Source organism: Pseudomonas sp. Tun-23181 (assembly GCF_057415455.1).
Genome location: NZ_CM171630.1, coordinates 3,442,311 through 3,461,877 on the forward strand (window position 1 = coordinate 3,442,311; position 19,567 = coordinate 3,461,877).

20 protein-coding genes and 2 pseudogenes are annotated in these 19,567 nt (G+C 65.1%); 16 read left to right on the forward strand and 6 right to left on the reverse strand.

The window, feature by feature from the left end:
* Nucleotides 1–94: 94 nt before the first annotated feature.
* The 3 genes from ACDI39_RS16345 (at nt 95) to ACDI39_RS16355 (ending at nt 3,793) form a co-directional block, all read left to right on the forward strand.
* Nucleotides 95–403 carry a hypothetical protein gene (locus ACDI39_RS16345; RefSeq protein WP_225786713.1) on the forward strand — a complete coding sequence of 103 codons (309 nt, stop codon included), beginning with the start codon at nt 95–97 and terminating at the stop codon, nt 401–403.
* Between the two features lie 65 nt (nt 404–468).
* Nucleotides 469–714: a TIGR02647 family protein gene (locus ACDI39_RS16350; RefSeq protein WP_225786714.1), complete on the forward strand. Its 246-nt coding sequence runs from the start codon at nt 469–471 to the stop codon at nt 712–714.
* 214 nt (nt 715–928) lie between these two features.
* Nucleotides 929–3,793, forward strand: coding sequence for a class I adenylate cyclase (locus tag ACDI39_RS16355; protein ID WP_486536947.1), 2,865 nt, complete (start codon nt 929–931; stop codon nt 3,791–3,793).
* A 72-nt stretch (nt 3,794–3,865) separates the two neighbouring features.
* On the opposite strand, the gene rnk is transcribed toward ACDI39_RS16355, so the two are convergent.
* The 3 genes from rnk to cyaY all read right to left on the reverse strand — a co-directional run bounded on the left by rnk (nt 3,866) and on the right by cyaY (nt 4,965).
* Entirely contained in the window at nt 3,866–4,276 is a 411-nt protein-coding gene (rnk, locus tag ACDI39_RS16360) for a nucleoside diphosphate kinase regulator (protein ID WP_225786716.1), read from the reverse strand.
* A 133-nt stretch (nt 4,277–4,409) separates the two neighbouring features.
* Complete coding sequence (locus tag ACDI39_RS16365; RefSeq protein ID WP_225786717.1) at nt 4,410–4,631, reverse strand: DUF1289 domain-containing protein; 222 nt, start codon at nt 4,629–4,631, stop codon at nt 4,410–4,412.
* Nucleotide 4,632: 1 nt separating this feature from the next.
* The gene (gene cyaY, locus ACDI39_RS16370; protein WP_225786718.1) at nt 4,633–4,965 is read right to left on the reverse strand and encodes an iron donor protein CyaY; all 333 of its coding nucleotides are present in this window, start codon (nt 4,963–4,965) and stop codon (nt 4,633–4,635) included.
* A 466-nt stretch (nt 4,966–5,431) separates the two neighbouring features.
* Here cyaY and lptM point away from each other — a divergent pair, with 466 nt between their 5' ends.
* The 6 genes from lptM to ACDI39_RS16400 are packed head-to-tail and all read left to right on the forward strand — an operon-like array spanning nt 5,432 to nt 10,039.
* A complete protein-coding gene (gene lptM, locus ACDI39_RS16375) occupies nt 5,432–5,632 on the forward strand; it encodes an LPS translocon maturation chaperone LptM (RefSeq protein ID WP_225786719.1) in 201 nt (66 codons plus the stop codon).
* Between the two features lie 9 nt (nt 5,633–5,641).
* On the forward strand, nt 5,642–6,889 hold the full coding sequence (lysA, locus tag ACDI39_RS16380; protein ID WP_225786720.1) for a diaminopimelate decarboxylase: 1,248 nt from the start codon (nt 5,642–5,644) through the stop codon (nt 6,887–6,889).
* A gap of 4 nt (nt 6,890–6,893) precedes the next feature.
* Nucleotides 6,894–7,724: a diaminopimelate epimerase gene (dapF, locus tag ACDI39_RS16385; protein ID WP_225786721.1), complete on the forward strand. Its 831-nt coding sequence runs from the start codon at nt 6,894–6,896 to the stop codon at nt 7,722–7,724.
* A 13-nt stretch (nt 7,725–7,737) separates the two neighbouring features.
* A complete protein-coding gene (locus ACDI39_RS16390; RefSeq protein WP_225786722.1) occupies nt 7,738–8,448 on the forward strand; it encodes a DUF484 family protein in 711 nt (236 codons plus the stop codon).
* Nucleotides 8,448–9,347, forward strand: a complete 900-nt coding sequence (gene xerC, locus ACDI39_RS16395; protein ID WP_486536948.1) for a tyrosine recombinase XerC — start codon at nt 8,448–8,450, stop codon at nt 9,345–9,347. Before ACDI39_RS16390 ends, xerC begins: the two co-directional genes overlap by 1 nt.
* Nucleotides 9,344–10,039, forward strand: coding sequence for an HAD family hydrolase (locus ACDI39_RS16400; protein WP_225786724.1), 696 nt, complete (start codon nt 9,344–9,346; stop codon nt 10,037–10,039). The genes xerC and ACDI39_RS16400 overlap by 4 nt, the downstream gene beginning before the upstream one ends.
* Before the next feature lie 122 nt (nt 10,040–10,161).
* Here the strand turns inward: ACDI39_RS16400 and sutA are convergent, their stop codons facing one another.
* From sutA to glnK, 3 genes are all read right to left on the reverse strand, one after another.
* Nucleotides 10,162–10,491 (reverse strand): transcriptional regulator SutA, encoded by a 330-nt coding sequence (gene sutA, locus ACDI39_RS16405; protein ID WP_225786725.1) that lies wholly within the window; start codon nt 10,489–10,491, stop codon nt 10,162–10,164.
* 455 nt (nt 10,492–10,946) lie between these two features.
* A complete protein-coding gene (locus ACDI39_RS16410; RefSeq protein WP_253101296.1) occupies nt 10,947–12,269 on the reverse strand; it encodes an ammonium transporter in 1,323 nt (440 codons plus the stop codon).
* A gap of 41 nt (nt 12,270–12,310) precedes the next feature.
* Complete coding sequence (gene glnK / locus ACDI39_RS16415; protein WP_002555808.1) at nt 12,311–12,649, reverse strand: P-II family nitrogen regulator; 339 nt, start codon at nt 12,647–12,649, stop codon at nt 12,311–12,313.
* Nucleotides 12,650–13,058: 409 nt separating this feature from the next.
* On the opposite strand from glnK, the gene ACDI39_RS16420 reads away from it, so the two are divergent.
* The 7 genes and pseudogenes from ACDI39_RS16420 (at nt 13,059) to ACDI39_RS16450 (ending at nt 19,556) form a co-directional block, all read left to right on the forward strand.
* On the forward strand, nt 13,059–13,322 hold the full coding sequence (locus ACDI39_RS16420; protein WP_225786727.1) for an accessory factor UbiK family protein: 264 nt from the start codon (nt 13,059–13,061) through the stop codon (nt 13,320–13,322).
* Nucleotides 13,323–13,346: 24 nt separating this feature from the next.
* Complete coding sequence (locus ACDI39_RS16425) at nt 13,347–13,775, forward strand: TOBE domain-containing protein (RefSeq protein WP_225786728.1); 429 nt, start codon at nt 13,347–13,349, stop codon at nt 13,773–13,775.
* 202 nt (nt 13,776–13,977) lie between these two features.
* The gene (locus tag ACDI39_RS16430; RefSeq protein WP_225786729.1) at nt 13,978–15,465 is read left to right on the forward strand and encodes a YifB family Mg chelatase-like AAA ATPase; all 1,488 of its coding nucleotides are present in this window, start codon (nt 13,978–13,980) and stop codon (nt 15,463–15,465) included.
* A gap of 136 nt (nt 15,466–15,601) precedes the next feature.
* Nucleotides 15,602–16,624 carry an alpha/beta hydrolase gene (locus ACDI39_RS16435; protein WP_225786730.1) on the forward strand — a complete coding sequence of 341 codons (1,023 nt, stop codon included), beginning with the start codon at nt 15,602–15,604 and terminating at the stop codon, nt 16,622–16,624.
* 140 nt (nt 16,625–16,764) lie between these two features.
* Nucleotides 16,765–16,864, forward strand: a pseudogene (locus ACDI39_RS16440) (MarR family transcriptional regulator); the annotation flags it as partial.
* A 232-nt stretch (nt 16,865–17,096) separates the two neighbouring features.
* Complete coding sequence (locus ACDI39_RS16445; protein WP_225786731.1) at nt 17,097–18,008, forward strand: LysR substrate-binding domain-containing protein; 912 nt, start codon at nt 17,097–17,099, stop codon at nt 18,006–18,008.
* A 120-nt stretch (nt 18,009–18,128) separates the two neighbouring features.
* Nucleotides 18,129–19,556: pseudogene (locus tag ACDI39_RS16450) on the forward strand (mechanosensitive ion channel domain-containing protein).
* The last annotated feature ends 11 nt before the right edge of the window (nt 19,557–19,567 follow it).

Sequence of the window (19,567 nt, forward strand, 5' to 3'; positions counted from 1 at the left end):
GCCCCGGCCTGGCCAGCATCATGCGAGCTGTCGATGACAGGGCATCCGCAGTGCGGGCATGGCACACTGTGTGCTCCACCACAGGAGCAGCGCCATGAGCGAACCCAGCGACATCGACAACAATGACGAGGAAGCCTTCGTCGAAGCGACCCTGATTCAGGCCATCGAGAACCAGATCGAAAGCGGCGAGCCAGCAGCGGCCAAGGCCACCTTCAATAAGCTGACCCTGGTCGGCTACGAACGCGAGGACATCCTCAACCTCATGGCCCATGTGCTGGCCATCGAGATCGACGCCATGCTCGACGAGGACCGGCCGTTCAATGGCCAATGGTACGAGAACGCCCTGCGCGCCTTGCCCGAGCTGCCACCTGAAGCAGATCAAGGCGACAACGACGAAGCCTGACTACACTCCTGGATCAGGCGCCGGCAACGGTGCCGCCATCCTTGTCTGGAAGTCAGGAGTCATCCATGTCCTTCACCCCCGAACTGATCGCCGAACTGGAAGTCCTCGCCCTGTTCAACCTGGACAGCAGCCAGGAAGGCATCAAGGTCCACAGCAACGCCTCCCCCACTTTGGTCGCCGCGGCCCGGCGCCTGCACGACAAGCAACTGACCACCCAGCCCGATGGCGGCTACCTGACCAGCCTGGGGCTGGATGCCGCCGAGAACGTCCAGCAGTTGCTGACCATCCTCAAGGCCGTGCAGCCGGCTTGAGTTCGCAGCGCCCTTTGCGCGGGCAAGCTCCCACAGGTTCGCCGGCGCCCTCAAGGACGGCGTTGTTCCTGTGGGGGCCTGCCGGGGCGCCGAACTGCCGCGAAAAAGCCCCACGCCCGCGAGGAAAATGACGTCAATAACCCAGCCAACGCTTATCCGAGCGCCGCACTCAGGCTAAACTCGCCAGTGCTCCCCTGGCCTGCCTGAGTGCGCAATGAACCACCCCCACGAAATCCGCCCCGACCTGGAACAAGGCATCGACCGCAAGGAGCTGGCGAAGCTGCGTGCGCGCTTCCTGCAGCTCAACCAGGGGCGACTGGAGCGGGCCATGGAAGGGTTGTCCACACGCCAGCAGCAGGTGCTGACCCTGCTGCCGCTACTGTTCCACGTCAACCACCCGTTGCTGCCCGGCTATGTCTCGGGCAATACACCGGCCGGTGTCTCGGGGTTCGAGCCCGACGCCCAGTTGCTGGCCGAGGCCCAGCGCCTGGCCCGCTCGTTCACCCACAAGGCCCGTCATGGCAACCCACCGCGACCGATCCTTGGCCTGTTCCTGATGGGCAGCCTGGGCACCCTGGCCCAGGCCGAGCAAAGCGACATGGACCTGTGGGTCTGCCATGCCGCGAACCTGGGCGAGGCCGAACTGGCCGAGCTGCGGCGCAAGTGCCAGTTGCTCGAGGCCTGGGCCGCCAGCCAGGGCGCCGAGGCGCACTTCTTCCTCATCGAGCCCCAGGGGTTCGTCCAGGGTGAGCGCGATGGCCAGCTCGGCTCCGATGACTGCGGCACCACCCAGCATTACTTGCTACTCGACGAGTTCTACCGCACGGCGATCTGGCTGGCCGGCCGCACGCCGCTGTGGTGGCTGGTCCCGGTCTACCAGGAGCACAACTACCGGGAATACACCCAGGTGCTGCTGTCCAAGCGTTTCATCCGTGCCGAGGACGACCTCGACCTCGGCCACCTGGCGCACATCCCGCCGGGCGAATTCGTCGGTGCCGGGCTGTGGCAACTGTTCAAGGGCATCGACTCGCCCTACAAGTCGGTGCTCAAGCTGCTGCTGACCGAAGCCTATGCCAGCGAGCACCCCGAGGTACGCTGCCTGAGCCTGGACTACAAGCAGGCAGTGTTCGCCAATCGCCTGGACCTCGACGAGCTCGACCCCTACGTGATGGTCTACCGGCGCATCGAGCGCTACCTGCAACGCCGGGGCGAAACCGCACGCCTGGAGTTGGTGCGGCGCGCCCTGTACCTGAAGGTCAACAAGAAGCTCAGCGAACCCGGCCGCTCACGTGTCGGCGGTTGGCAACGCCGGTTGCTCGGGCGCCTGGCCGAGGAATGGGGCTGGAACCTGCGCCAACTGGCCATGCTCGACAGCCGCAGCCAGTGGAAGGTACGCCAGGTAGCTGCCGAGCGCCGTGAGCTGGTGGCCGAGTTGAACCACAGCTACCGCTTCCTCGGCGAGTTCGCCCGCAGCCAGAACGCCAGCAGCCGCGCCGACCAGCGCGACCTCAACGTCCTCGGCCGCCGCCTGTACGCTGCCTTCGAGCGCCGCGCTGGCAAGATCGAGGTGATCAACCCAGGCATCGCCCCGGACCTGGCCGAAGATACCCTGACCCTGGTCCAATCGCCCAACCGCAAGGAGCCCGGGACCCACCACTGGGGGCTGTACAATGGCAACCTCGGCGTGCACGAATGGGAGCACTTCAGCCCGATCAAGCGCTGCCGCGAACTGCTCGAACTGCTCACCTGGGCCCATCGCAACGGGGTGATCGACAGCAGCACACGCTTGGCCCTGCACCCCGGGGTCAGCGACCTGAGCGAATTCGAGCTGTTCAACCTGCTGGGCAGCCTGCAACAGACCATTGCGCTGCCGCTGGAAACCGTCAGCGAGATCCGCCTGCTGCAGCCGAGCGTGGCCGACGAGATCCTGCTGCTGGTCAACGTCGGCATCGACCCGCTGCGCCATCATCGCGACCTGAACATCCTGATGACCACCGAGCGCACCGACTCGCTGAGCTACGCCGGTGTGCGCGAGAACCTGGTGCTGACCCTCGACCAGGTCACCCTCAACAGCTGGAACGAAGTGCTGGTGCAGCGCTACGACGGCGAGCACGCGCTGGTGCGCTGCCTGCGCGACTTCCTCAACAGCCTCGGCCAGCGCAAGCACCGGCCACGGCTGCGGGTACGCTGTTTCTGCCACAACCGCGCCCAGGCCATCCGCCAGCGGGTCGAGGATATCTTCGATACCGCGCAGTCGCTGCTCGACCAGGCGCTGAACCATCGCTACCTGCTGCAGGTGGCGCAGTACACCCATGTGCTGGAGCTGCAGCCTGGGCAGGTCAGCCTGGCCACCCTCGCCGACCACGAGGCCGTGCTCGATTGCCTGGGCGAGGAACGCGGTGAGTACAGCCCCCTGCACCTGGACGCCAATGCCCTGCAGGATCACGACCTGCCGCTGATTCTGGGGCAAGGGCAACCGGGCTGCATCCAGGTGTTCTATCGCCTGCTCGACGGCTGGGCCGACCTCTACGTGCTGGACGAGTACAACGCCCTCTGGCAGCAGCGCCTGCCCTTGCAGGACGAAACCCACCTGCTGCTGCCCCTGCAGCGCTTCTTGCGTTCGGTAGTGATACGCCGCGACGCCCTGCTGCCGCTCGACAGCCTGCAACAGGCATCGCTGGACATCCTCTACTACCAGTTGCAGCCCTCCGGTGCCGGCAAGGCCCGCAGCCTGGAGCCGCGCCCGGCGCCGAGCGATGGCAGCGACCAGCCCTACTATGAGGTGCAAGCGATCCTGCAGGCTGGCACGGGCGACGATGTGCACGTCACGCTCTACTGCGACCAGCAGGAGTTCTCCGAACTGGAGCATGGCGACCAGCTCTACGCCGTGGTTGCCCGCCAGATCATCGGCCGGCGTCGCAGCGCCGGCAACTACCGCTGCTACATCACCGACCTGGACCTGTCCGAGCTACTGGAGGACGACCAAGGCTCGACGGTGCTCTACCTGCGCTACAAGCGCGAGCTGGAGCAGGCGCTCAACGATGGGCTGGAGCAGTTGCAGGCGGCCCTGGAGCCCTAGTGGGGCCCTGCAGGCCTTCATTGGGGCCGCTTCGCGTCCCCAGATGGCCGGCACCGCTACCGCGAAAACCGCCTACAGGTCGTAGTCGCCCGCCGCCTCCGGCTGGTATTCGACATCCAGCAGGGTGAGCTTGAGGGTCTTGCCACCAGGGGCCGGCCAGTCGATCTGGTCGCCCACCGACAGCCCCAGCAACGCACAGCCGATCGGCGCGAGAATGGAGACGTTCCCTTCAGGCCCTGCGTCCTTGGGATAGACCAGGGTCAGGTGGTAGTCCTTGCCACTGGCTTCTTCGCGGCAGTGCACGCGCGAATTCATGGTCACTACACCGGCCGGGACCTCCTCGTGACCGACAACCTGGTCGGCGCGGTCCAGCTCGTCCTGCAGGGCGAGCACACCCGGCGTACTTTCATCGAGGCTGTCGATCAGACGCTCGAGACGCTGTACGTCCAATCGGGTGAGGATGAGGGAAGGCTTGGTGCTCATGATCCAGTCAGACTCCTTTTTAACAGGCAGATAAAGCAAAACCCCGCCCAAGGGCGGGGTTTGTGAATACTTTCGGCATCACCGACGCTGGGTTCGACACTACCACAGCCGGGCAAATACTCAAGCCCGGCCGTCACTGCGCGGCGTACCGCACCCGTCGGGCCTGGGCCTCGCGGCAGATCTGCCGGCGTCGCTCGTCATCGGCCGAACGCCATTCGCGGATGTGCTCCACCGGCCGGAAACAGCCACGACAGACCTTGTGCTCATCGAGCCGGCAGACGTTCACGCACGGCGAAGGTACCGCCGGGCTGACGTTGCTGTAGAGCGGCTTCGGGGGCCGTGCCGGGTCGCTCATCTCAGATCTCGTCGAAGTCCAGCTTCTCGCCGGCCCGCTCCCAGACGATACGCTCGAGCATCTCGCCCAGCAGCTCCTCGCTCTTCTCGCAGACCCACTTGCCGCTCTGTTCGTCGTAGTCGAAGTGGAAGCCGCCGGAGCGATCGGCCAGCCACAACTGGCGCAGCGGTTCCTGGCGGCTGAAGATCAACTGGCTGCCGTTGTCGAACTTGACGGTCAGCACCCCGGCGGAATTCTCCATGTCCACATCCAGGCCGCTCTCATCGAACAGGTCTTCCAGGGCCTGTTGGGTCGCGTCGACCAGATCATGGAAACGCGCTTCGCTCAAACTCATTGCAGGAACCTCGAAATTGGCTACTTACGGCAAGCCGGGCAAGATACGGGCGACTTGGCGGGAATGCAAAGCTTCACGCCAATCAGCTGCAAGCTGCAAGCGTCGAGCGGCAAGAAAAAGCCAAGCATGCGCCAGGCCAATGCCGGTCAGTTAAGACGTTCAGTTGTCATTTGGGGCCGCTTCGCGCCCCATCGCCGGCAAGCCGGCTCCCACACTGTCCATGCAAACCGCATCATGTGTGGTCGCCGCGATCCCTGTGGGAGCCGGCTTGCCGACGGTGGGCTGCAAGGTAGCCCCAAAAATGACAAAGCGCCGCTTAACTGACTGACATTGTGCGCCAGGCTGCTTTTTCTTGCCGCTTGCCGCTCGAGGCTGGCCCGCCGGGCGGACCGGCCCTTGCATAGGCAATCCGGCGGTCGCTCGGTATACTCGGGCGCAATACTGCTTATTTCAAAGGATTTCGCCAATGAAGCGCCTGATTTCCTCCCTTGCGGCGCTGGTCGCGGTTGCTTGCCTGGTTTCGGCCTGCGGTCAGAAGGGCCCCCTGTACCTGCCTGAAGAGGGCAATGGGAAAGAGCAAAAGTCCCACCAGCACCAACACGCCCAGCCATCGCAGCCGCAGGAACAGCAGCCTGAGCTGCAGCCCGAGCAGACGCCAGCGCAGTAAGGAAATCCAATGGACGCTTTCAACTACCGCGACGGCGAACTGTTCGCGGAAGGCGTGGCCCTGTCGGCCATCGCCGAACGTTTCGGCACCCCCACCTACGTGTACTCGCGAGCCCACATCGAGGCCCAGTACCGCAGCTACGCCGATGCCCTCGAGGGCACCTCGCACCTGGTCTGCTTCGCCGTCAAGGCCAACTCCAACCTCGGCGTGCTGAACCTGCTCGCCCGCCTGGGCGCAGGCTTCGACATCGTTTCTGGCGGTGAACTGGAGCGCGTGCTGGCCGCCGGTGGCCGTGCCGATCGCGTGGTGTTCTCCGGCGTCGGCAAGACCCGCCAGGACATGCGTCGCGCCCTGGAAGTGGGCGTGCACTGCTTCAACGTCGAATCCGCCGACGAGCTCGAGCGCCTGCAGGCAGTCGCCGCCGAGATGGGCGTGCAGGCACCGGTCTCGCTGCGGGTCAACCCGGACGTCGATGCCGGTACCCACCCCTACATCTCCACCGGCCTGAAGGAAAACAAGTTCGGCATCGCCATCACCGACGCCGAGGCCCTGTACGTGCGCGCGGCGCAACTGCCGAACCTGGACGTCGTCGGCGTCGACTGCCACATCGGCTCGCAGCTGACCAGCGTCGCCCCCTTCCTCGATGCCCTCGACCGCCTGCTGGTGCTGGTCGATCGCCTCGCCGAATGCGGCATTCACCTGCGCCATCTGGACCTGGGCGGCGGTGTCGGCGTGCGCTACCGTGACGAAGAGCCGCCCCTGGTGGCCGACTACATCAAGGCGATCCGCGAGCGCGTGGGCGAGCGCGACCTGGCCCTGGTGTTCGAGCCGGGCCGCTACATCGTGGCCAACGCCGGTGTCCTGCTGACCCGGGTGGAATACCTCAAGCACACCGAGCACAAGGACTTCGCCATCATCGACGCGGCGATGAACGACCTGATCCGCCCGGCCCTGTACCAGGCCTGGATGGGGGTCGACGCCGTCACCCCGCGCGAGGGCGAAGGCCGCGCCTACGACCTGGTCGGCCCGATCTGCGAGACCGGCGATTTCCTGGCCAAGGACCGCGTGCTGAACCTCGCCGAGGGCGATCTGCTGGCCGTGCGCTCCGCAGGCGCCTATGGTTTCGTCATGAGCTCGAACTACAACACCCGTGGCCGTTGCGCCGAGGTACTGGTCGACGGCGACCAGGCCCATGAAGTACGTCGCCGGGAAACCATCGCCGAACTGTTCGCCGGCGAAAGCCTGCTGCCGGAGTGACCCCATGCTGCTGCGTTTCACCAAGATGCATGGGCTGGGCAACGACTTCATGGTCCTCGACCTGGTCAGCCAGCACGCGCACATCCAGCCCAAGCATGCCAAGCAATGGGGCGACCGCCACACCGGCGTCGGCTTCGACCAGCTGCTGATCGTCGAGGCACCGAACAACCCGGACGTGGACTTCCGCTACCGGATCTTCAACGCCGATGGCTCCGAAGTCGAACAGTGCGGCAACGGTGCGCGATGCTTCGCCCGTTTCGTGCAGGACAAGCGCCTGACCGCGAAAAAGCGCATCCGTGTGGAAACCAAGGGCGGCATCATCGAGCTGGACGTGCGCAACGATGGCCAGGTCTGTGTCGACATGGGCCCACCACGCCTCGCCCCGGCCGACATCCCGTTCGTTGCCCAGGCCCAGGCGCTGAGCTATCCGTTGGAGGTCGACGGCCAGATCTACCCGATCGCCGCGGTGTCCATGGGCAACCCCCATTGCGTGCTGCGCGTCGACGACGTGCGCACGGCCCCGGTCCATGAACTGGGCCCGAAGATCGAGCACCATCCGCGCTTCCCGCAGCGGGTCAACGCCGGATTCATCCAGGTCATCGACCGCCACCGCGCCAACCTGCGCGTCTGGGAGCGTGGTGCTGGCGAGACCCAGGCTTGCGGCACCGGTGCCTGCGCGGCCGCGGTGGCGGCCATCAGCCAGGGCTGGATGGACTCGCCGGTATCCATCGACCTGCCAGGCGGTCGCCTGAGCATCGAGTGGGCCGGCCCCGGCAAACCGGTGCTGATGACCGGCCCGGCCGTACGTGTCTTTGAGGGACAGGTTCGTCTCTAAGCGAGTGACTTCCATGACCGATCAGCCCCAGGTTCTACCCGAACAGGCCAGCGACCTCGATGACGAGGCCGTGGTCGCCTACCTGCGTGCCCGCCCGACGTTCTTCGCCGAGCACGACGAGCTGCTCATCGAGCAGCGCATCCCGCACCAGCGCGGCGACAGCGTGTCGCTGGTCGAACGCCAGCTCACGCTGCTGCGCGACCGCAACATCGAGATGCGCCATCGCCTGTCGCAGTTGATGGATGTGGCCCGGGACAACGACCGGCTGTTCGACAAGACCCGCCGGCTGATCCTCGACCTGCTGGATGCCAGCAGCCTGGAGGAAGTGGTGATGGCGGTCGAGGACAGCCTGCGCCAGGCGTTCCAGGTGCCCTTCGTCAGCCTGATCCTGTTCGGCGAGAATGCCGCCCCGGTCGGCCGCTGGGTCAGCAGCGCCGAGGCCCAGCAAGCCATTGGCGGGCTGCTGGGCAGTGGCAAGACGGTCAGTGGCAACCTGCGCGAGCACGAACTGGCCTTCCTGTTCGGCGAGGGACAGCACAAGGAGGTCGGCTCCAGCGCCGTCGCCACCCTCGAGCACCAGGGCCTGCACGGCGTGCTGGCGATCGGCAGCCGCGATCCGCAGCACTACAAGAGCTCCGTTGGCACCCTGTTCCTGAGCTATATCGCCGAGGTGCTCGGCCGCGTCCTCCCGCGCTTCACCCAGACCCTGCGATCGGTGCGCTGATGGAACGCCAGCTGGAGGCTTATTGCGCACACCTGCGCAACGAGCGCCAGGTGTCCGAACACACCCAGCTGGCCTATCGCCGCGACCTGGAAAAGGTCATCGACTTCTGCAACAGCCAGGGTATCGCTGGCTGGGAAGCGCTGCAGGTCCAGCAACTGCGCCAATTGGTGGCGCGCCAGCACCAGCATGGCCAGTCCGCCCGCAGCCTGGCACGCCTGCTCTCGGCGGTGCGCGGCCTGTACCGCTACCTCAACCGCGAGGGCCTGTGCCAGCACGACCCAGCCAACAGCCTGGCGCCACCCAAAGGGGAGCGCCGGCTGCCCAAGGCGCTGGATACCGATCGCGCCCTGCAACTGCTCGACGGTGGCGTCGACGACGACTTCATCGCCCGCCGCGACCAGGCCATCCTCGAACTGTTCTATTCGTCCGGCCTGCGCCTGTCGGAGCTGACCAACCTCGACCTGGAGCATCTGGACCTGGCAGGCGGGCTGGTGCAGGTGCTGGGCAAGGGCGGCAAGACCCGCGTGTTGCCGGTCGGCCGCAAGGCCCGCGAAGCGTTGCAGGCGTGGCTCCGGCTGCGCGGTATCAGCGCCCCACAGGATAACGCGGTGTTTCTCTCCCGCCAGGGCCGGCGCCTGGGCCCACGCGCCATCCAACTGCGGGTCAAGGCCGCCGGCGAGCGCGAGCTGGGCCAGCACCTGCATCCGCACATGCTTCGCCATTCCTTCGCCAGCCACTTGCTGGAGTCGTCCCAGGACCTGCGCGCGGTACAGGAGATGCTCGGCCATGCCGACATCAGCACCACGCAGATCTACACCCACCTGGACTTCCAGCACCTGGCCGCGGTGTACGACAGCGCCCACCCCCGGGCCAAACGCAGCAAAGGCACAGACTCATGAGCATCAAGCTGATCACCTTCGACCTGGACGACACTCTGTGGGACACCGCACCGGTGATCGCCAGCGCCGAGATCGTCCTGCGCGACTGGCTCGAAGCCAACGCGCCAAGCCTGGGCAGCGTACCGGTCGAGCACCTGTATGCCATCCGCGAACGCCTGGTGCAGGCCGAACCGGGCCTCAAGCACCGCATCAGCGCCCTGCGTCGGCGCGTGCTGTTCCATGCCCTGGAAGAGGTCGGCTACAGCGAGAAGCACGCCCAGGAGCTGGCCAACGAAGGTTTCGAAGTGTTCCTCCACGCACGACACCAGGTCGAGGTGTTCCCCGAGGTGCAGCCGGTGCTGGAGATCCTGCGCCATCACTACACCCTCGGCGTGGTCACCAACGGCAATGCCGACGTGCACCGCCTGGGGCTGGCGGACTACTTCAGGTTCGCCCTGTGCGCCGAGGACCTGGGGATCGGCAAGCCGGACCCAGCCCCGTTCCTGGAGGCCCTGCGCCGGGGTGAAGTAGAGGCGCAGGCCGCCGTGCATATCGGCGACCACCCTGGGGACGATATCGCCGGCGCCCAGCGCGCCGGGCTGCGAGCGGTGTGGTTCAACCCCCAGGGCAAGGACTGGGAAGGCGAACAGGCGCCGGATGCGCAGATCCAGCGGTTATCGCAGTTGCCCGACGTTCTGGCACGCTGGCGCTAGGGGCTCGGCACCCTGCAGAGCAAGCTCGAGGCCGGTCAGTTAAGACTTTCCAGCCGTCATTTGGGCCGACAGCGCCCACAAAAAAGCCCGCAGCGACGGCGGGCTTTCTTGCATTCAACCACTCAGATAGGGCGGCTGCCGTACTTGTTGTCCGGCTTCTTGGGCGGATCGGCGACCACGTTGGGCTCGACCTCCTGGATCTTGCCGCCACGCGCCAGGAACTCTTCCATGGCCTTGGCCAAGGCATCGCGCTCCTTCTGCTTGGCTTCCAAGCTCGGCATGTCGTCAACCGAGACAGCGGCCTTGGCCTTGCCCTTCGCAGCGGGGGCGGGGCTGTCGTCTTCGCCAGCGTCTTCGGCTACATCATCTGCCGCTGCTGCGTCGAGGCCCTCATCACCCTCGTCTTCATCGCCTACTTCGAGGTCATCGTTTTCCAGATCGTCGTCGCTCATGTTCTACCTCATGACTTGCGAAAAGCAGATTAGTTATAGACCGTGCAGCCGTAGACCGGCAGCCATCGGTGAAAATTCAACTGGCCGTGGGTTGGCCACTGCCCTGGGCGTTCACCTCCTGATGGGAGGCCGGCACCCTGCAGACCCTGCTCCTGGCAGGGCCTGACGAAATCCTTGAGCCATTGGCCGGAACAGCCCGGCGCCACCTGCTGGCTCCGTGCTATTGGCAAGCCTAGCAAAGGGTGGCGAAGTGTGCGGACAGCTCGTCAAGCACCCTTCCGGCGCGCATTCTAGCGCGCCCGGAGAAAAAGCAAAGCTCCCTGAATGCCCTGTGAGCTGTAAGTTTTCGGGCCGTGTCACGAACGTGTCGGGTAAACCGTTTGCTCTTCGCCGAACAGCGAATTCCAGGCAAAAAAATGCCCGGCGAACCGGGCAGATTTTTTACCGCGTCGCAGTTACAGGTTGTAGCCGCGTTCGTTGTGCTGAGCCAGGTCGAGGCCGACCGACTCTTCTTCTTCGTTGACCCGCAGGCCCATCACCACATCCAGCACCTTGAGGATCACGAAGGTGACGATGGCGGTGTAGACCACGGTGAAAATCACGCCCTTGGCCTGCACCCAGACCTGCGCGCCGATATCCACGACCTCGCCGAACCCGCCCAGGGCCGGGGCGGCGAAGACCCCCGTGAGGATCGCGCCGACGATACCGCCGATCCCGTGCACGCCGAAGGCGTCGAGGGAGTCGTCATAGCCGAGCTTGCGCTTGAGGCTGGTGGCGCAGAAGTAGCAGATCACGCCCGAGCAGAGGCCGATCACCAGGGCGCCCATCGGGCCGACGGTGCCGGCGGCCGGGGTGATGGCCACCAGGCCGGCGACCACGCCGGAGGCGATGCCCAGGGCGCTTGGCTTACCGTGACCGATCCATTCGGCGAACATCCAGCCCAAGGCCGCGGCAGCCGTGGCGATCTGGGTCACCAGCATGGCCATGCCGGCGGTGCCGTTGGCGGCTGCGGCGGAGCCGGCGTTGAAGCCGAACCAGCCGATCCACAGCATGGCCGCGCCCATCAGGGTGTAGCCCAGGTTGTGCGGCGCCATTGGCGTGGTGGGGTAGCCCTTGCGCTTGCCCAGCACCAGGCAGCAGACCAGGCCGGCGATACCGGCGTTGATGTGCACCACGGTGCCACCGGCGAAGTCCAACACGCCCCAGTCCCACATCAGCGCGCCGTCACCGCTCCAGACCATGTGCGCGATCGGAGCGTAGACCAGGGTGAACCACACGCCCATGAAGATCAGCATGGCGGAGAACTTCATGCGCTCGGCGAAGGCACCGACGATCAGCGCCGGGGTGATGATGGCGAAGGTCATCTGGAAGGTGATGAACACCGCCTCGGGGAACGCCGCGGTCAGGCTGTCAGGGGTCACGCCGCTGAGGAATGCCTTGGAGAAACCGCCCACGAAGGAATTGAAGTTGACCACGCCCTGTTCCATACCGGTGGTATCGAACGCCAGGCTGTAGCCGTAGACCATCCACAGGACGCTCATCAGGCCGGTGATGGCGAAGCATTGCATCATCACCGACAACACGTTCTTCGAACGCACCATGCCGCCGTAGAACAGGGCCAGGCCCGGAATGGTCATGAACAGCACCAGCGCGGTGGCGGTGAGCATCCAGGCGGTGTCACCGGCGTTGAGCGCCGGGGTGGCTTCCTCTGCCAGGGCCAGGCCAGGCATTACGAGGGACAATAGGGCTCCTAGCCCTGCGATCTTGCGCAGAGTCATGTTGTTTTCTCCTGGGGCGTTGGGTTTGGTGAGGCTTTTTCTTAGATCGCGTCGGTATCGGTTTCGCCGGTACGGATGCGGATCGCCTGCTCCAGATTGACCACGAAGATCTTGCCGTCACCGATCTTTCCGGTGTTGGCGGCCTTGGTGATGGCTTCGATCACCCGGTCAAGGTCTTTGTCGTCGATGGCGACATCGATCTTCACCTTGGGCAGGAAATCGACCACGTACTCGGCACCGCGATACAGCTCGGTGTGGCCTTTCTGCCGACCGAAGCCCTTGACTTCGGTCACGGTGATGCCCTGCACGCCGATTTCCGACAGCGACTCGCGCACGTCGTCCAGCTTGAACGGCTTGATGATGGCAGTGACTAGCTTCATGAAACTCTCTCCCGATTTGGTGGACTTGCCCCAGGAAAACAAACCCGTCTCAAGTCTAAGCGCAGCGCCTGGCTTTGTAACCCGTCGTCGACTCCCTCCTCCCCCGCCGACGCATGTCGCGGCAATGACGAAGGGCCTTTCAGCTCCACCTGCGCACTGCCTGGTCACAAGGAACTGCATCAGTGCATGGCTTGCCAAGGTCTTTGCAGAAACCTTGCCAGGTCATGGAAAGCCAGTGAAAACAATCAGTTGCGGAAAAAGCCCGGCATTGGCCAGTCGCCAGCAGAGAAAAGATGCACAACTTCGGTGCGCACACCTCGGCCGCCCTGCGCAAAAAGTGTGCAGCGCAAGGCCCGCCAGGCAGCGTGCTACACTGCCCTCCTTTTCCATGATTAGCGGAACGCCGAACATGCTCGCGCCCAAAGCCTTTCTCGATGCCCTGAGCGACCAGGCCTCGCGCCTGTTCAACGGCGACAACACGCCGCCACGGGCCGAACTGGAGAGCCAGTTCAAGATCCTGATGCAGAGTGCCTTCAGCAAGCTCGACCTGGTCAGCCGGGAAGAATTCGACAGCCAGATGGTCGTCCTGGCCCGCACCCGCGCGCGCCTGGAAGCCCTGGAACGACAAGTCGCTGAGCTGGAAGCCCGGATGGCGCCGACAATCCAGGAATAACAACCGACACACGGAGCGGCTCCCATGAAAGTCAGTGCCCGCAATGTCTTCGAAGGTACCGTCAGCAACGTCCAGCCTGGCGCGGTCAACGCCGAGGTCGAACTGACCCTGGGCGGCGGCGAGAAACTGGTGGCGGTGGTCACCATGGCCAGCCTGCACAACCTGAACATCAACGTCGGCAAGCAGGCCGTGGCCCTGGTCAAGGCGCCCTGGGTGGTGCTGATGACCGATGCCGACGGCTACAGGCTGTCGGCGCGCAACGCCCTGCAAGGCAAGGTGGTGCGGGTCGGCGACGGTGCGGTGAACGCCGAGGTGGTGCTGCAGTTGGCAGGAGGTACCGAGGTGTCTGCCATCGTCACCCGCGAAGCGGTGCAGGAGCTGGGCCTGACGCCGGGCGTGGCGGCCACGGCGTTGATCAAGGCCTCGCACATCATCCTGGGCGCCAAGCCCTGACACCTTGAGCATGGGGCTGCTTTGCAGCCCCAAATGACAGCTGAAAGCCCTGGCTGACCAGCATTGGGGCAATCCCAAGACCCAGTCCCCAGGCATCCGCAGTAAAATCCGGATGCACTCTTTCCCAGTGCCCCTCACCATCGCTCACTATTCTTCCGTGACCGCAGGAAGCGGCTTTTCCACAAGCGACCACGGAGTGTCCATGTCCCTCGCCCTCGTCCACAGCCGCGCCCAGGTCGGGGTGCTGGCGCCGGCTGTCAGCGTCGAAACCCACCTGGCCAACGGCCTGCCCACACTGACCCTGGTCGGCCTGCCCGAAACCACCGTCAAGGAAAGCAAGGACCGGGTACGCAGCGCCATCGTCAATTCCGGCCTGGACTACCCAGCCCGGCGCATCACCCAGAACCTCGCCCCCGCCGACCTGCCCAAGGACGGCGGCCGCTACGACCTGGCCATCGCTCTGGGCATCCTCGCCGCCAACGGCCAGGTGCCGGCGGCGACCTTGAGCGAGATCGAATGCCTCGGCGAACTGGCACTCTCCGGTAGCCTGCGCCCGGTGCAGGGCGTGTTGCCTGCAGCCTTGGCGGCCAGGGAGGCCGGGCGGGCGCTGGTGGTGCCACGGGAGAACGCCGAGGAGGCGAGCCTGGCGAGCGGGCTGGTGGTCTACGCGGTGGGCCATCTGCTGGAGCTGGTGGCCCATCTCAATGGGCAGGTGCCACTGCCACCCTACGCCGCCAATGGCCTGCTGCTGCACAGCCGGCCCTACCCTGACCTCAGCGAGGTGCAGGGGCAGGTGGCGGCCAAGCGCGCCCTGCTGGTGGCAGCGGCCGGTGCCCACAACCTGCTGTTCACCGGGCCTCCCGGCACCGGCAAGACCTTGCTCGCCAGCCGCCTGCCAGGGTTGTTGCCACCGCTGGACGAGCGCGAGGCGCTGGAGGTCGCGGCCATCCAGTCGGTCACTGGGCATACGCCCCTGGACAGCTGGCCACAGCGGCCCTTTCGCCATCCCCATCATTCCGCCTCCGGGCCGGCCCTGGTGGGTGGCGGCAGCCGGCCGCAGCCCGGGGAGATCACCCTGGCGCATCATGGCGTGCTGTTTCTGGACGAGCTCCCGGAGTTCGAACGACGTGTGCTGGAAGTGCTTCGCGAGCCTTTGGAGTCTGGCGAAATCGTGGTGGCGCGGGCCAAGGACAAGGTACGCTTCCCCGCGCGCTTCCAGTTGGTGGCCGCCATGAACCCCTGCCCCTGCGGCTACCTGGGCGACCCCAGCGGTCGCTGCCGCTGCAGCACCGAACAGATCCAGCGCTACCGCAACAAGCTGTCCGGCCCGCTGCTCGACCGCATCGACCTGCACCTGACCGTGGCCCGGGAAAGCACCGTGCTGACCAACCAGCCCAGTGGCGAATCCAGCGCCACGGTCGCCCGGCAGGTGGCCGAGGCCCGTGAACGGCAACAGCGTCGCCAGGGCTGTGCCAATGCCTTCCTCACGCTCAACGGGCTGCACCGCCATTGCCGCCTGGAGAGCGCCGACCAGGCCTGGCTGGAAAACGCCTGCGAGCGCCTGAACCTGTCCCTGCGCGCCGCCCACCGTCTGCTCAAGGTGGCACGTACCCTCGCCGATCTGGAACAGGCCGAGGCTATCGCCCGCCAGCATCTGGCCGAAGCCCTGCAATATCGTCCCGGCTCCTGAGCGGCCCTTGCGGGCCAATGCACCGGTTCAATCGACTCCATAGCTGAAATATATTTTGTGCACTAAATATTATTGCGCAACATAACACTCAAGCAGCAAGCAGCCGCTGCCCCCTCACCGAACTCGGAGCACGATCATGACCACCCTTCGCAAAGCAGTCGCCATCGCCACCCTCACCCTCGGCACCAGCGCAGGCGCCTTCGCCGCCGGCAGCCCTGGAGTGGAACGTACCACCCAGGGCTTCCTCGATGCCCTGGCCGCAGGTGGCGGCAAACCGCTCGAAACCCTTTCCCCACAAGCCGCGCGCAGCGTATTGAGCAACGCCCAGGCAGGCGTCAAGGTCGACCTGTCGGGCATCAGCGTCGAACGCCGGACCATCCAGGCCGACGGCCAGGCGCTGGAAATCCGCGTGGTGCGGCCAGAAGGGACGCAAGGCGACCTGCCGGTGTTCATGTTCTTCCACGGCGGTGGCTGGGTGTTGGGCGACTACCCCACCCATGAACGCCTGATCCATGACCTGGTGGTGGGCTCCGGCGCAGCGGCGGTCTACGTCGACTACACACCATCGCCCGAAGCCAAGTACCCCACGGCGATCAACCAAGCCTATGCCGCGACCCGCTGGGTTGCCGAACATGGCCGGCAGATCGGTGTCGATGGCAGCCGCCTGGCCGTGGCGGGCAACAGTGTGGGCGGCAACATGGCCGCAGTCGTGGCGCTCAAGGCCAAGGAAGCCGGCACGCCGAAGCTGCGCTTCCAGGCCCTGCTGTGGCCGGTGACCGATGCCAACTTCAACAACAGCTCCTATAACCAGTTCGCCGAAGGCCATTTCCTGACTCGCAACATGATGCAGTGGTTCTGGGACAACTACACCACCGATCCGAAGCAGCGCGACGATATCCATGCGTCACCACTGCGCGCCAGCCTGGAACAGCTCGAGGGCCTGCCACCGGCCCTGGTGCAGACTGCCGAGATGGACGTACTACGTGACGAAGGCGAAGCCTACGCCCGCAAGCTCGATGCCGCCGGGGTGCCGGTGACCGCCGTGCGCTACAACGGCATGATCCATGACTTCGGCCTGCTCAATGTGCTGGGGCAGGTGCCGGGGACACGCAGTGCCATGACCCAGGCTGCCCAGGCGCTCAAAGAGCACCTCGAGTAATCGGCTGATCGCGGTGTTTCGCGGGCAAGGCGAAACACCGCACGAATTTTAATCTCTTGATTTACTTGAGGATCAAATGCGGAATCGATGATTTTTCGAAATTTCTTGACTTTTAAAAATATGCTATCCGACAAATGCCCATGAAGAGTCAAGATATTTTGCTGCTTTTTAAAATGACCCACCTTCATGCTCAGGAGGAGAACCTGTTCGGTCGCATGGAGACCGAGTCCATGTCCGAATTTTCCAATGAACTATCAGCATCCTGGCGCACCCAGCACATGATTGCGAGCAACCCAGTGTGCAGGGCACTGGTCGAAAGCGCAGCGCCAGAAGACGTAGATTTTGAATGCCCCCTCGGCACCAGAGCAGGCGCCTTCGCCACCGGCAGCACGAGGCCAGCCCGGCACGCCCCCCTCGCCACCGCTGCGGTAGACTGCGCAAATACTCCCAGCGCCCGTCCCGAGAACGCTCCATGGAAGACCTCAACTCCCTCTACTACTTCACCCAGGTAGTCGAGCACGGTGGCTTCGCGCCGGCCGGCCGGGCCCTGGACATGCCCAAGTCCAAGCTCAGCCGGCGTATCGCCGAGCTCGAGGAACGCCTCGGCGTGCGGCTGCTGCATCGCACCAGTCGGCACTGCTCGCTGACCGAGATCGGCCAGGCCTATTACCAGCGCTGCCTGGCCATGCGGGTGGAGGCCGAAGGCGCTGCGGAAATCATCGAACGCAACCGCAGCGAGCCACGAGGGCTGGTGCGCCTCAGTTGCCCCACCACCCTGCTCAACGCCTGGGTCGGGCCGATGCTGACCCGCTACATGCTCAAGTACCCCCGCGTCGAGCTGTTCATCGAAAGCACCAACCGCCGGGTCGACCTGCTGCACGAGGGCTTCGACCTGGCCCTGCGGGTGCGCTTCCCGCCGCTGGAGAATACCGACATGGTGATGAAGGTACTGGGCAACAGCACCCAGTGCCTGGTCGGCCGACCCTCGTTCCTGGAACAACTGCCGCAGGGCTTCGACCCTCAGCTGCTGGGACAACTGCCCAGCCTGCACTGGGGCGGCTCGCAGCGGGAGTACCAATGGGAGCTGTACCAGGGAGAGGACATGGCGCACAAGCAGGTGATCGTGCATACGCCACGGGTGGTCACAGACGACCTGGTCACGCTGCGCCACTTCGTCCTGGCTGGCGTGGGCATTGTCCATCTGCCACGGGTGTCGGTGCGCGAGGACCTGGCGGCCGGGAGGCTGGTGGAAATGCTGCCGGGCTGGCATCCGCGTTGCGGCATCGTCCATGCGATCTTCCCGTCGCGACGGGGCTTGCTGCCTTCTGTACGTTCGCTGCTCGATCACCTGGCGCAAGAGTTCGCCATCAGCGATATGGCGTAACGAATCACCTCCAGCGCTCCAAACGCACAATTACCTTGCATCCGTTGGCTTCGGTCCTCGGTTGATTGTGCAAACACCCTGCTCTTTACTAGCTCTGAGCCCCTCCGTACCGAGACCGCCATGCCGGCCTTCATCCAGTCCTCCCCGCTGTCGCTCGGCGCTTGCCTGCTCCTGCTCGACCTGCTGCTGTGGCAGCTGATTCCGCTCGAACGCCGGGCCTGGCGCATCGCCACGCGGCTGCTGATCTTCCTGTTGTTCAGCTGGGTGCTGCTGGCCGCCGGGATGAGCCCGCTGCAACCTCCGCCCTAGGTGGACGATGTGCCACGCAACCTGATGGCCACGGTGCTGGCGATCGCCTGGTGGTTGTTCGGTGCGCGCACGGTCACGGTGGTCTTCGGCCTGCTGCTGGTGGCGCGGGGCAGCCATGGTGGGCGGCTGCTGCAGGATGTGCTCGGGGCACTGATCTTTCTCGCGGCAGTGGTGGCCGCCGCGGCCTATGTGATGCAACTGCCGGTCAAGGGCCTGCTGGCAACCTCCGGCGTGATGGCCATCGTCATCGGCCTGGCGTTGCAGAGCACCCTGGCGGATGTGTTCTCCGGCATCGTGCTCAACACCACGCGGCCCTACCAGATCGGCGACTCGGTTTCCATCGACGGCACCGAGGGCAAGGTGGTGGATATCGACTGGCGCACTACCCGCCTGCTTACCGGCAACGGCAGCCTGGCGGTAATCCCCAACTCGGTAGCGGCCAAAGCCAGGTTGCTCAACTTCAGCCGCCCGGCCGATATGCATGGGGTGTCGATCAGCGTGGTAGTGCCGGCCAGGGTAAGGCCCAAGTGGGTATTCGATGCCTTGGAGAAGGCGCTGCAGGGCTCCAGCGCGCTGCTCGCCACGCCCCGGCCCAAGGTCACGGTAAAAGCCTCGACCCTGGAATCGGTGGAGTACGAGGCCAGCGGCTTCATTGCCGACATGGCCCGCAAGACCGAAGTACGCAACCAGCTGTTCGATCTGGCCCATCGTCACCTGGAAGCAAGCGGGGTGGTGTGGAACATCGACCTCACCGTGCCTCCCCGCAGCCGCCAGCGCGAACTGCTTGACGAGGTGCGGGTGTTCCGCTCGCTGGCCAGCGAGGAGCGCGACGCCCTGAGCCAGCGCATGACCGCCGTGGAGTACCTGGCGGACCAGGTGATTCTCGGCGTGGGCGAACAGTCCGACCACCTGCTGGTGATTGGCAGCGGAGTGGTCGCTGCATCGATCCGCGATGGCGAGCGGCTGATCGAGGCTGGGCGCATGGGGCCCGGCGAGGTGCTGGGCATCGAGGGCCTCATCGACGAGGACGACTCTTTCGTCGAGTTCCGCACCCTCACCGGTTGCCTGCTTTATCGCATCGACAAGGAGCAGGTGCGCAGTTGCCTGGCAACACGTGGCGACGTGGAGACAGCCCTGACCAAGCTGCAACGCTTTCGCCGCCAGGGCCGTGAGTCACTGCTGATGCAGAAGCCACCGGTGGTGAAGAAAGGTGGATTCCTCAGTTGGCTGCACAAGTGATGGCGTGTGGT